Source organism: Aggregatibacter sp., from assembly GCF_057314075.1.
Genome location: NZ_DBHLAR010000002.1, coordinates 99857 through 113333, shown reverse-complemented (window position 1 = coordinate 113333; position 13477 = coordinate 99857). Strand labels below are relative to the sequence as shown.

At 42.9% G+C, this 13477-nt stretch carries 11 protein-coding genes and 1 pseudogene; 6 read left to right on the top strand and 6 right to left on the bottom strand.

Annotation, left to right across the window (positions count from 1 at the left end; genetic code table 11):
• Positions 1-11 precede the first annotated feature (11 nt).
• The 3 genes from ACO5E4_RS00905 to ACO5E4_RS00895 all read left to right on the top strand — a co-directional run bounded on the left by ACO5E4_RS00905 (position 12) and on the right by ACO5E4_RS00895 (position 3051).
• Positions 12-917 (top strand): 1,4-dihydroxy-2-naphthoate polyprenyltransferase, encoded by a 906-nt coding sequence (locus ACO5E4_RS00905; RefSeq protein ID WP_109859668.1) that lies wholly within the window; start codon positions 12-14, stop codon positions 915-917.
• A 49-nt stretch (positions 918-966) separates the two neighbouring features.
• Complete coding sequence (gene rraA, locus ACO5E4_RS00900; protein WP_109128135.1) at positions 967-1467, top strand: ribonuclease E activity regulator RraA; 501 nt, start codon at positions 967-969, stop codon at positions 1465-1467.
• 192 nt (positions 1468-1659) lie between these two features.
• Positions 1660-3051, top strand: a complete 1392-nt coding sequence (locus tag ACO5E4_RS00895) for a DASS family sodium-coupled anion symporter (protein WP_314953845.1) — start codon at positions 1660-1662, stop codon at positions 3049-3051.
• Positions 3052-3116: 65 nt separating this feature from the next.
• On the opposite strand, the gene yjgA is transcribed toward ACO5E4_RS00895, so the two are convergent.
• Positions 3117-3650, bottom strand: coding sequence for a ribosome biogenesis factor YjgA (gene yjgA, locus ACO5E4_RS00890; RefSeq protein ID WP_485861747.1), 534 nt, complete (start codon positions 3648-3650; stop codon positions 3117-3119).
• 116 nt (positions 3651-3766) lie between these two features.
• On the opposite strand from yjgA, the gene pmbA reads away from it, so the two are divergent.
• Positions 3767-5128, top strand: coding sequence for a metalloprotease PmbA (gene pmbA, locus ACO5E4_RS00885; RefSeq protein WP_485861746.1), 1362 nt, complete (start codon positions 3767-3769; stop codon positions 5126-5128).
• A 234-nt stretch (positions 5129-5362) separates the two neighbouring features.
• Positions 5363-5902, top strand: coding sequence for a hypoxanthine phosphoribosyltransferase (gene hpt / locus ACO5E4_RS00880; protein ID WP_314953849.1), 540 nt, complete (start codon positions 5363-5365; stop codon positions 5900-5902).
• A gap of 74 nt (positions 5903-5976) precedes the next feature.
• On the opposite strand, the gene ACO5E4_RS00875 is transcribed toward hpt, so the two are convergent.
• The 3 genes from ACO5E4_RS00875 to pnp all read right to left on the bottom strand — a co-directional run bounded on the left by ACO5E4_RS00875 (position 5977) and on the right by pnp (position 11012).
• A complete protein-coding gene (locus ACO5E4_RS00875) occupies positions 5977-7779 on the bottom strand; it encodes a DEAD/DEAH box helicase (RefSeq protein ID WP_485861745.1) in 1803 nt (600 codons plus the stop codon).
• A gap of 108 nt (positions 7780-7887) precedes the next feature.
• On the bottom strand, positions 7888-8793 hold the full coding sequence (nlpI, locus tag ACO5E4_RS00870) for a lipoprotein NlpI (protein WP_297928781.1): 906 nt from the start codon (positions 8791-8793) through the stop codon (positions 7888-7890).
• Positions 8794-8882: 89 nt separating this feature from the next.
• A complete protein-coding gene (gene pnp / locus ACO5E4_RS00865) occupies positions 8883-11012 on the bottom strand; it encodes a polyribonucleotide nucleotidyltransferase (RefSeq protein ID WP_485861744.1) in 2130 nt (709 codons plus the stop codon).
• 271 nt (positions 11013-11283) lie between these two features.
• On the opposite strand from pnp, the gene nanQ reads away from it, so the two are divergent.
• Positions 11284-11754, top strand: coding sequence for an N-acetylneuraminate anomerase (gene nanQ / locus ACO5E4_RS00860; protein ID WP_485861743.1), 471 nt, complete (start codon positions 11284-11286; stop codon positions 11752-11754).
• Positions 11755-11850: 96 nt separating this feature from the next.
• Here the strand turns inward: nanQ and ACO5E4_RS00855 are convergent.
• Both ACO5E4_RS00855 and ACO5E4_RS00850 read right to left on the bottom strand, forming a co-directional pair.
• Positions 11851-12646, bottom strand: a pseudogene (locus tag ACO5E4_RS00855) (formate/nitrite transporter family protein).
• Positions 12647-12809: 163 nt separating this feature from the next.
• Positions 12810-13355: a carboxymuconolactone decarboxylase family protein gene (locus tag ACO5E4_RS00850; RefSeq protein WP_485861742.1), complete on the bottom strand. Its 546-nt coding sequence runs from the start codon at positions 13353-13355 to the stop codon at positions 12810-12812.
• Between the last annotated feature and the right edge of the window lie 122 nt (positions 13356-13477).

Sequence of the window (13477 nt, the reverse complement as noted above, 5' to 3'; positions counted from 1 at the left end):
GAGTAGCCATTATGACAAAAAATACAATAAAAATGTGGATTGAGACGGCGCGTCCGAAAACCTTGCCGTTAGCCTTAGCAACGATTTTAACCGGTTCCGCGCTTGCCTATTGGGCGGGCAGTTTCCATTGGGGAATCACGGTGTTATGTTTACTCACCACGTTGTTTCTGCAAATTCTCTCCAACTTCGCCAATGATTACGGTGATCACCAAAAAGGCTCCGATACGGCAGAACGTATTGGGCCATTACGCGGCATTCAGCAAGGCGCCATTTCTGCTGCACAGTTGAAAAAAGGGCTTTATGTGATGATCGCCTTGAGTTTCCTTTGTGGTGCTCTCTTAATCGGCATTGCTTATCAAAATGTGAGCGACTTAATCGCATTTTCCATGCTCGGCGTACTTGCCATTGTGGCAGCTATCACCTACACCGTGGGCAGCAAGCCTTACGGCTATTTGGGCTTAGGCGATATTTCCGTGTTAATTTTCTTTGGGTTATTGGGCATCGGCGGCACCTATTATCTGCAAGTACATGATATCTCTGCCGTTATTTTGCTTCCTGCCATTGCCAGCGGATTACTTGCGACAGCGGTTTTAAATATCAATAACTTGCGTGATATTGAACAAGATCGCAAAGCGGGCAAAAACACCCTTGCTGTACGCTTAGGGCCACATAATGGGCGGATTTATCATTGCTTGTTGCTTTCCATTGCGGCGTTGTTTTATCTCTTGTTTGCCCTCATGAATTTGCGTAATCCGTTGAGTTTCGTCTTTTTGCTCACTTATCCGCTCTTGTTCAAACATGCTTATTTTGTTTTCTCTCATAAAGAGCCGGTAGCGTTGCGCCCGATGCTGGCGCAAATGTCGCTGATTGCGTTACTTATCAATGGGCTATTTAGTTTTGGCTTGCTTCTAGGCTGAAACGGACTATACTAGCTCGCAGTATTCATCTTAAAAAATAGGGTCTTTTATGTACATTGATACTTCTGAACTTTGCGATATTTATCTCGATCAAGTCGATGTTGTCGAACCTGTTTTCTCAAGTTTCGGCGGGCTAAGTTCTTTTTATGGCAAAGTCACCACCGTAAAATGCTTTGAAAATAACGGGTTAATAGCTGAAATTTTAGAAGAAAACGGTGAAGGACGCGTATTAGTCGTTGATGGCGGCGGCGCAGTACGCCGTGCATTAATTGATGCGGAACTTGCACAATTAGCGGCAGACAACCATTGGGAAGGCATCATCGTTTATGGTGCGGTTCGTCAAATCCAGCAGCTGGAAAATATCGACATCGGCATCCATGCTTTAGCCCCAATTCCGGTAGGCGCAGATGAAAACAACCACGGCGAAACAGATGTTCCGGTCAACTTTGGTGGTGTAACCTTCTTCCCGGAAGACTTTGTTTATGCAGATCTCACCGGCATTATTCTGTCACAAGAAGCCTTAGACCTCGCAGATTTCGAGCAAGACTAATCCTAGTCTGCATCATTATTCTTCTAAAAGTGCGGTGAAAATACAGAAAGTTTTCACCGCACTTTTTTTGCGCAATGTCACAATTCCATAAAAAACTAATTGCTTTTTGTTAACGAAGTGTTAGTTTTCTTAGCATATTGCCTATTTTTAGCAATATGTTGATCTTTGATTTTATTGACAGGAATTAAAATTATGAAAGACACAACTCAAAATCAAAGTAAGAATTATAGGAGTGCAATTATCTTTATTTTTGCGGTTATTCTCTTTTTTGTCTTACTCAATACACTGCCTTTTGATAAAAATGCCAATGGTGGGTTGGCATTATTGGCGTTGGTTGCCATTTTGTGGTTAACGGAAGCCTTACACGTCACAATCACGGCGTTAATTGTTCCGCTACTTGCCATTTTCTTAGGATTAGTCAAAACCAGCACGGCACTAGCGACCTTTGCTGATCCGAATATTTTTCTATTCTTCGGGGGCTTTGCTTTAGCCACCGCACTTCATATTCAACAGTTAGATAAAATGATTGCCAACAAAATTATGGCGTTGGCGAAAGGCAATTTATTTGTCGCGGTGATGTATTTATTCTCCGTGACCGCATTTTTGTCCATGTGGGTCAGCAACACCGCGACCGCAGCTATGATGTTACCCCTTGCCATGGGCGTGCTTAGCCGTTTAGATCGTGATTCAGAACATAACACCTATGTGTTCGTGCTTTTAGGGATTGCCTATAGCGCCAGCATCGGCGGCATGGGAACCTTAGTGGGAAGCCCACCAAACAACATCGTTGCCACCCAATTGCACCTCACTTTTGCCGATTGGTTGTGGTATGGCTTACCGATTATGTTAATTCTTATGCCACTGATGATCGGCACGCTTTATATTGTCTTCAAGCCAAAACTCAATATTCGTTTTGACCAACAATTTGAAGCCATTCCAATGAATAAACCACGTTGGATCACCTTAGCGATCTTCGTCTTTATTGCGTTGAGCTGGGTTTTCAGTAGCCAAATTAACCCAATTCTTGCAGGCGCATTAGGATTAGAGGGTAAAATTGCCAGCTTCGATAGCGTTATCGCTTTATCTGCCGCCGTGCTCCTTTGTGTTGCCGGGGTAACAAACTGGAAGCAAATTCAAAACAACACCGATTGGGGCGTATTAATGCTCTTCGGTGGCGGCTTAACCTTAAGTGCGGTATTAAAAAATTCCGGCGCAAGCAAAATCTTGGCTGACGGCATCGTATTCCTGATTGAAGGTGGCCACTTCTATCTCATCGGTTTATTAGTTGCGACATTTATCATTTTCTTAACGGAATTTACCTCCAACACTGCCAGTGCAGCCTTGTTAGTGCCGATTTTCATTTCTATCGCACAATCTCTTGGTATGCCGGAAATCGGCTTAGCCTTAATCATCGGGTTAGGGGCTTCCTGTGCCTTCATGTTGCCGGTCGCAACACCACCGAATGCCATTGTGTTCGGTACCGGTGAAGTGAAACAAAGTGAAATGGTCAGAGCCGGTATTCTTTTGAATATCGTGTGTATCTTAGTTATTGCAACCTTCGGTTACTTCTTCTGGCTAAATTAATCCGCTCATAAAAAACAGCCCCTTAATAAATTGCTTATTAAGGGGCTGAATTATTTCACATCGGGCTAATCTTCCAACACAATTTCCTTCAAATACTGGAAAATTTCACGGTAGGCTTTTGCCGGTTTATTCTGTTCTTTTTCCTTACTTGCGGTACGAATCAAATTTCGCAGATGTTGTCGATCAGCATGCGGATAATCCGTTAGAAAATCCGTTAATGCATCATCGCCTTTTGCCACTAACGCATCACGTAATAATTCCAACTTATGCAACATTGCTTGTTGTTGCTGATGTTTGTTCTCTAATTTTTCCAACGCTGCTTGGATGGGGTCAACATCCATCCCGCGCAATAATTTACCGATATATTGCAATTGGCGACGTCGTGCTTCTTTTTGCAGACGCTGCGCTAAATTCACGGCTTCCAATAAAGGATCTTCCAAAGGGATTTTATCTAATTTTGCCTTTGTCAGCTCAACCAGTTTTTCCCCCAGTTTTTTTAATACTTCCGCATCCCGTTTAATTTCACTTTTGCTGACCCAAATAATTTCTTCCTGTTCTTCGTCTTGCCAGTCAAAATCTTCTTTTTTACGTTTTGCCATCTTCTTTTCCATCGTTCTACTTAAAAGTGCGGTGCATTTTAGCACAGAATCCGTGGTTCGCCTTAAAAAGAAAAATACGCTAAAATTAGCGAAATTTCACCATTGAGAAAAGCACAATGCCACAAAAAACACTTGAAAATACCACTGCACTTTTACGCCAACAAGAACAACAACTACGCGATGCTGTCAGCCTTGCCATTGAAATTGCACAAAAAGCAGGTGCAACGGCCGAAGTGGGTGTGACTAAATCCGGTGGTCTCTCCGTCTCCACCCGCTTACAGGAAATTGAAAACATTGAATTTAACAACGACGGTGCGTTGGGTATTTCCGTCTATGTAGGACAACAAAAAGGCAATGCTTCCACCTCCGATTTAACACCGGAAGCCATCAAAAATACCGTAGAAGCGGCGCTTGCTATTGCCAAATACACTTCACCGGATGAGTGTGCAGGGTTAGCCGACAAAGAATTAATGGCATTTAATGCACCGGATTTGGATTTGTATCACGCTGCTGAAATTGACGTTGATAAAGCGGTGCAACTTGCTTTGGATACTGAAAAAGCAGCCCTAGAACATGATGAACGTATCGTGAACAGTGAAGGGGCTTCTTTTAATGCCCACACCGGAGTGCGTGTTTATGGCAACAGCCACGGCATGTTGCAAAGCTATTTATCCAGCCGCTATTCGCTTTCTTGCTCCGTCATTGCAGAGCATCAAGAACAACTGGAACGAGACTATGAATACACAGTAGCACGCAATATCAATCAATTAGCGCCACCTCATTGGGTCGGTGAAAATGCGGCACAAAAAGCGATTGCTCGATTACAGCCCCAGAAGCTTGCCACACAAGAAGCCCCGGTCATTTTCTTAAATGATGTCGCAACCGGCTTAATCAGCCATTTAGCCGCGGCTATCAGTGGAGGGAGCTTATACCGCAAAGCCAGCTTCTTATTGGATCATTTAGGTAAGCAAGTATTGCCTGATTGGTTTGAGATCGCTGAAAGACCGCATCTTATCGGTCAATTAGCGTCAACCCCATTTGATAGTGAAGGGGTTAGAACGCAGGACATAGAGATTATTCGCAACGGGATTCTACAAACTTATTTGCTCACCAGTTACAGCGGACGAAAGCTCGGCATGCAAAGCACCGGGCATGCCGGCGGCATTCACAACTGGTTGGTCAAACCAAATTCATCAGAAAAACTGACCGCACTTTTACGCCAAATGAATCGAGGATTGCTTGTAACGGAAGTGATGGGACAAGGTGTAAATTTAGTTACCGGTGATTATTCACGAGGTGCTGCCGGTTTTTGGGTGGAAAACGGTGAAATTCAATATCCGGTTGCAGAAATCACCATCGCAGGACAACTGCCGGACATGTTACGCAATATTGTTGCTGTTGCCGATGATATTGAGCATCGCTCCAATATTCAGACAGGTTCCATTTTGTTGGAAAAAATGAAAATTTCAGGAAACTAAAAAATAAAAATGAGAATAATTCTTATTGACAAGAGTGAAAACTCTGCTAACATAAGCCGCATCTGTTAAGTATTGCAATGGAGATGAATGGTTGTTATTGGACGTCTGCATAGCACGCCAAACAGGTAGAGTAGAAAGTAAATTCGTTAGGGTACTTAAAAAGACTGAAGTTTAAACTTCAGTCTTTTTTTTGTTAAAATAGCGCCCTTATCATCTGCCAAAGGTAACATTTAAATGAAAAAACACCACGTCGATATTCTTATTTCCGAACAAGAAGTCCGTTCCCGTATTGCTGAACTTGGCAAAGAAATCACCGCATTCTATCAACAAAAAAACGTTAATCGCCTTGTGGTAATAGGCTTGTTGCGTGGTTCCTTTATGTTTATGGCGGATTTAGTACGCGAATTACATTTGCCAGTAGAAATCGAATTTATGACCACATCAAGCTACGGTAGCGGCATGACAACTAACCACGATGTTCGCATTACAAAAGATATTGAAAGCGATATCCGCGATAAAAACGTGCTGATCGTAGAAGACATTATTGACACAGGCTACACTTTAGAAAAAGTGCGTGAGATTCTTAATTTACGCGCTCCAGCCTCTTTGACAATTTGTACTCTGTTGGATAAACCATCCCGTCGTGAAGTAAATGTACCGGTAGACTGGGTTGGTTTCACTATTCCTGATGAATTTGTGGTGGGTTATGGCATTGACTATGCACAACAACATCGCAACCTCGGCTATATCGGCAAAGTCATTCTAGAAGAATAAGAAAAACGGCTTATCACATGATAAACCATAAATGTATCTAAAAAATGACCGCACTTTAGGTGCGGTCTTCTTTTTTATTTTCTAAACTCACGTTTCTCTTTAAAAGTGCGGTGGGATTTTTCTTTAAATTTACGATCGCCTTTGAAACCTTTATCTTCAAAACGGCCGCCACGGCGTTTTCCGCCAAAATTATCACCTCCACGCTCGCCTTTGGCTTCGCCGATAAAAGACATACGCATTTGTTTATTCAACACACGTGTTTTCGCGAATTGTTGTAACAATTCTTTCGGCATACCTTGTGGCAATTCAATGGTGGAATAATCATCATACAGCTTGATGTGACCGATGTAGCGACTATTAATGTCGCCTTCATTGGCAATCGCGCCAACAATATGGCGAACTTCCACACCATCTCCGCGACCCACTTCAATACGATATAAATCCATTGGTTGTGGATTGCCATAACCTTTACGTTCACCACGACGTTCTGCTGAACGTGGATTCTCACGACGGTCACCGCGTTCATTACGATCACGGCGGGCTTTTTTGTCCACAACTGGATCCGGTGGAAGAATCAGTTTTTGTTTGCCTTGTAACAACATCATCATAGCGGCAGCAATGTCTTCTTGTGATTGGTCGGCAGTAAACATATCTTCCAACAATTCACGGTAAAGATCTAAATCATGATGTTCCAACTGCGCAGTAATTTTATCTTTGAATTTTTTACGGCGACAAGCTTGTAACACTTCATGATTCGGCAATTCCAGCTCTTCAATATTTTTCTTGATAAGGTGTTCAACATTGCGCAACAAACGACGTTCGCGTGGTTCTACGAACAATAACGCACGACCGGAACGTCCTGCACGACCGGTACGACCAATACGGTGTACATAAGATTCCGCATCCAGTGGAATGTCATAGTTCACCACAAGGCTAATACGTTCAATGTCAATACCACGTGCCGCCACGTCTGTCGCCACAACGATGTCTAAGCTACCGCTACGCAAACGTTCTAAGGTTTGTTCACGTAATTGTTGGGTCATATCACCGTTCAATGCCGCCGCACGGAAACCGTGTTTTTCTAATAATTCCGTCACGTCTAACGTGCCACTTTTGGTGCGGGTGAAAATAATCGCCGCATCAAAATCTTCCACTTCCAAGAAACGCAATAAAGCCTCATTTTTACGGAAGCCATGAACATACCAGCAGCTTTGCGCAATATCCGGCGCACTTTGTTGGGTCGCTTTAATTTTGACTTCTTGTGGATCGTTCATAAAGCGTTTGGTGATTCGACGAATCGGCTCCGGCATGGTGGCGGAGAAAAGTGCGGTTTGGTGATGTTCAGGTAATTCTGCCATCACGGTTTCCACATCATCAATAAAGCCCATTCGCAACATTTCATCCGCTTCGTCTAACACAATGGCTTTAAGCTCAGCAAGACTTAAGGTGCCACGACGTAGGTGATCCAAAATGCGTCCCGGTGTCCCCACCACAACTTGCGCCCCTTGTTTTAACGCACGTAATTGGATGTCATAACGTTGGCCACCATATAAAGTCACAATGTTAATACCTTTGGCATATTTCACGAATTGCTCGCAAGCATCAGCAACTTGAATAGCTAATTCACGGGTCGGTGCCATCACTAATAATTGCGGGTGTTTTTCTGTCGGATCGATTTTCGCCAAAATTGGCAAAGAAAAGGCGGCGGTTTTCCCACTCCCGGTTTGCGCCATGCCCAGTACATCACGGCCTTCTAATAAGTGCGGTATGCAAATTTGTTGAATTGGAGAGGGTGTTTCAAAGCCAAGATCGGCAACAGCATTAAGAATGAATTCAGGCAAGCCTAAATCCTTGAAAGTCATTTTAGTTTCAGTCATTAAAAATACTCGAATGTATAAAAGGAAAGCTCAACGAAAGCTTTCAGGTTATTACCATGTGTCGTTTTGCGCCTTACAACGCATCCGCCGGTTGAGTTATGCTCACCGTTATTCTGCTTGAGCCTGTTGTCCTAATTTTGAAAGCTCAAACACCGCAAAACGATACTCCACAAAGTTATACACCTGATTTGCAACAGCCAGTTTGAATAAGGTCTCAGCCTCATCAACCTGTCCCATATTGAGTTTTTGTTTTGCTAGATAGAAGTAGGTTTCAGTCAGAATCTCTGCGTATTGCGTCGCTGTTTTTGTGGCAAACTGCTGCGCTTTAGCCTGTAGTTCCTGAACTGACAATTTGCCCAAATAATACTGGACAATGTAGGTACCCCAATAATCCTGAGACAGCCCAACAGCACGTTGAGCCAGATTTTTTTGCGCCTCAGCCGGCTTGAATTTTAATTCATTCAAATACAGCCACAAGACGCGGTAAGGATCCGATTTATTACGTTGATAAAATGCCAAGAAATCCTGTTCGGCGAGGTTATACCGTTCCACATAATAGAAGTCTAATGCTCGATTAAGAAAGGTATATTCATAGTCAGGATCGAGGCTGAAAACTGTATTAAAGGCTTCTAATGCGCCGTCATAGTCTTCATCCAGTAATAAATAAAGCCCTAGATAGTTATACACTGCCGCCATTTTTGGTTGCAATGCAAGAGCTTGAGTAAAGTCATAACGCGCTAAAGCCCAAAGCCCCAAACTATCGTACAGCACGCCCCGTTCAAAATGGAGAGAAGCACGTTCTTCATTACTCATTTTTCCAACGAGCAACACCTGACTAATCCGAACAATCATGACTTCCTGTTCAAAATGCTGGCTTGGATTTTGCTCGGCTAACACGACTTTATTTTTAGACACAAAGGTATTGCTCAAGCCGACACAGCCTGATAATACAAAGACTGAAAATAAAATGGTTAGGAAAATCGCGAAATTAGACAACCCATTACGTTGCGTCATTTCTTTATAAGCCTTAAAGCAGAGTATTGCTTGTTGAAAAACAAATGTTACGGCACATAATGTACCGTAACATTTTGAAAAAATTTAAATTATGCCTGCTCTACAATATCATCGGATACGTGTTGAGCAGCTTCTGCTTTCGGAGCAAGGTCTTTCATGGTTAAACGAATACGACCTTGACGATCGATTTCGACGACTTTAACCATGACTTCTTGTCCTACTTGTAGATAGTCGCTGACTTTTTCTACACGCTCTTCAGCAATTTGAGAAATGTGAACCAAGCCTTCTTTATTACCTACGATAGAAACGAATGCGCCGAAATCCGCTAAGCGAGTCACTTTACCTTTGTAAATGGCGCCGGCCTCGACTTCAGCAGTGATGTCTTCGATACGAGCCATCACATCTTGTACAGCATTCTTATCCACTGCAGCGATTTTCACTGTGCCGTCATCATCAATATCGATCGAAGTACCGGTTTCTTCGGTTAATGCACGAATCACCGCCCCGCCTTTACCGATCACATCTTTGATTTTCTTCGGATCAATTTTCATGGTATAGATTCGTGGTGCAAAATCAGAAATATCCGCGCGTGGCGCCGGAATCGCTTGCTCCATCACACCAAGAATGTGCATACGTGCACTTTTCGCTTGATTTAATGCAATTTGCATAATTTCAGCAGTGATACCTTCAATTTTGATGTCCATTTGAAGTGCAGTCACACCTTCACGTGTACCCGCCACTTTAAAGTCCATATCGCCTAAGTGGTCTTCATCACCAAGAATATCAGAAAGCACGACAAATTTGTCATCTTCTTTCACCAAGCCCATCGCAATACCGGCAACCGCTGCTTTAATCGGCACACCGGCATCCATTAAGGCAAGAGAAGCACCACACACGGAAGCCATGGAAGAAGAACCGTTAGATTCGGTAATTTCAGATACTACACGTACCACATACGGGAATTCGGCTAAAGTTGGCATTACTGCGGCTACACCACGTTTTGCCAAACGACCATGGCCGATTTCACGACGTTTTGGTGAACCAATCATACCGGTTTCGCCCACAGAATACGGAGGGAAGTTGTAGTGGAATAAGAAGTGATCAGAACGCTCACCGGTTAATTCATCAATGATTTGCGCATCACGTTCAGTCCCTAAAGTGGCAACAGCTAATGCTTGGGTTTCACCACGGGTAAAGATTGCCGAACCATGAGTACGCGGTAACACACCGGTGCAAATATCTAATGCACGCACGGTATCCACGGTACGTCCGTCAATACGCGGTTCACCGGCAAGAATACGTCCACGCACGATTTGGCTTTCAAGTGCGGTGAAAATATCAATAATTTTTCCTTCGCTGATGGTGTCATCTTCAGCGGTAATTTGTGCGATGACATCGGCTTTAATCGCATCAATTTGCTCATAACGCGCTTGTTTTTCAGTGATACGATACGCATCGCCTAAACGTGCTTCAGCTAATGCTTTTACTTTATTGATTAAATCGGTGTTTGGTTCTGGGGCAACCCAATCCCAGCGTGGTTTACCGGCTTCTTTGGCAAATTCTTTAATGGCTTCCACCACCACTTGTTGTTGCTGATGACCGAATACGACAGCGGCTAACATTTGTTCTTCTGTGAGAATATCCGCTTCAGATTCCACCATTAATACGGCTTTATCAGTACCTGCAACCACTAAATCCAAACGGCTTTGTTTTTGTTCGTTGATGGTTGGGTTTAATACGAATTGATCGTTGATGAAACCGACACGCGCCGCACCAATCGGACCATTAAATGGCACACCGGATAAGGTTAACGCCGCAGACGCACCAATCATGGCGACTAAATCCGGACTGATTTGCGGATTGACAGAAACCACGGTGGCAATCACTTGGATTTCATTGAAGAAGCCTTCCGGGAATAACGGGCGAATTGGACGATCGATTAAACGGGCGATTAAGGTTTCGCCTTCAGACGGACGACCTTCGCGTTTGAAGAAACCGCCCGGAATACGGCCGGCAGCATAAGTACGTTCTTGATAGTTAACGGTTAATGGGAAGAAATCTTGTCCTTCTTTCACCTCTTTTTTGGCCACCACGGTAACGAATACAGTGGTATCATCCATACTTGCCATCACAGCAGCAGTGGCTTGGCGAGCAATGGCACCGGTTTCTAAGGTCACGGTATGTTGACCGTATTTAAATTGTTTAACAATTGGATTCACAATGTTTTCCTTTTTAAATGAGTAATCACAATGTTTTATCTTCCAATTTGCGACTAGCAAAAATAATCTCAAAAACCACCGCACTTTTACCGGCTACGACACAAAATCATTTTTGTTAGCCGCACGCTAATTTAGAAAATAAAACGCAGGCATTATACAGAGCTTTTGCCTTGATGGGTAACTTTATTTACGCAATTCCCATTTATGACTATCTGAAAAATAAGGTTGATGATAAAATCACTCCAGTTTTCAAAATAAAAAAGGAGGAAACATGTTAATTGGAGATTTAACTCGTGCCGATTTTAAACTCGGCTTACCAAAAGTTATTGCTGAAACCTGTGAGTATTTAAAAGGGTTGGATTTAGAAAAATTAGAGGTTGGCCGTCATGACATCACCGATCGCATTTACATGAACGTGATGGAACCTGAACTGGCTGACGCTGCCAGCAAAAAAGCAGAATTGCACCATAACTATTTGGATATTCAAGTCCTGATTCGTGGTGTGGAAAATATTGAAGTCGGCGCAACCTACCCTGACTTAAATAAATACGAAGCCTATCACGAAGATGATGATTACCAACTCACTCAAGATATCGATAACAAAAGCACGATTACTTTAGTGCCAAATACGTTTGCGGTATTCTATCCTTATGAACCCCATAAACCTTGTTGTAACGTGAACGGACAATCTGCCAAAATTAAAAAGTTGGTGGTTAAAGTGCCGATTGAGTTAATTAAATAAATTTCACTCAATCACATTCAAGAATCAAATAGGGAATCTGCATGATTCCCTATTTTTCATTCAAAACGCAGAAAAACGCCACCGCACTTTTATGCGCTAAATTTGATAATCCTCTTTGAGCAAATGACGATAGGCGTAAAGATAAGAGGCCCCGACAAATGCCGCCCCACCTGTCACATTCCCCAAGAAGACGGGAAGCATATTTAAGAAAAACTCGCCCCATGTTACATTTGCTCCAGCAAAAATCCCTGCCGGAATAATAAACATATTTGCCACAAAATGCTGTAGCCCAATCAACACAAAAATCATCACAGGGAACCACATGGCAAGAATACGTCCAGATGTTTGCTTTGCACCAAAATAAAACCAAATCCCCATACACACCATCCAGTTACACGCAATCGCTGAAACAAAGGCTCGCAAGAAATCCATATTTACTTTCGCTTCTGCAATAGCAATGGTTTTACTTGCTGCTGCGCCTTCAGCCAGCCCCACATAGTGCCCAAGAAAAAACGCCATAAATAATGCACCGGCAAGGTTACCTAAGCTCACAATTACCCAGTTACGTAATAATTTCTGAAAACTTACCTGTCTGCTTAATCGCCCCAAAGCCATCATCATCATGTTCCCCGTGGCCAATTCGCCACCTCCGATAAGAATACAAATTAAGCAAATAGGAAAGACCGCTGCCCCCAATAATGTTGCCAATCCAGCCCACTCCGCCGGTATACCACTGACGACTTTTAAATATGCCATATAACCAAAACTTACATCCCCCCCCCCCTAGAAAGCTAAGAATAGCCAAGGTTTTTACGCTGCCAATTGATTTTGCATAACTTTTGTCGATGACATCCTGCAAGATTTCGTGGGGGTAAAGATCGCGCTGTTGCATATTTTTCTCCTTGTTTATTAATGTGTTGCCAATGCTTAAAATCTAACAAAGGACGTTTTAAAAAGAAAAGAATTAGTGACCATATTTCAAAACCATCAGTTATAACAAAAGTAGGGCATAAAAAAGGCAGCCCACAAGAGCTGCCTTACATATAAAAAGAACCTTAAGCAAAAGGCTGCAATTCCGGATTAATCGGTGTATCCGCAAGATTATTTGCATAATTACATAAGGTCGCTAGACTTACCCCTAATACCACATCAAGGGCATTCTCCTTTGTGTAACCTGCATCATAAAAGGCTTGTTGTTGAGCTTGGGTCAGTTTTGCTTTTTGCAAGATGACTGTCAGTGTGAAACGGGCAAGAGCATCTAATTTGGCATCTTGCTCAATGCGCGCAGTCGAGCGAATTTGTTTAACCAGAGCCTCTTCAAGTTTCAATAGTTTTAAGGCAATTTTAGTATGCCCTGCCACACAAAAACCACAACCATTGACCACCGCCGCTGTAATTTGAACCACTTCTCGTTCCGCTGCAGTTAAACTGTTCCGCCCATTAATTCCACCTACCGTACGATAGGTTTCTAATGCTGTCGGTGCATTCGCAAGAACGCCGATTAAATTTGGAATAAATCCATTCGCATTTTGCACAGCTTTCAACGCTTCTTTTGCCGCTTCAGGTGCAGTTTCGATGGTATGGATGGGAAATTGTGACATATAAAACTCCTATAAATAAAACGGGTGATGAATTGGTCGTCAATATTACGTAGAATTCTGGATATTGAAAAAGAAATAAAGGTTATGCTGTAGATTAAAAAGTTATAAAGTGCAGCCCCAAA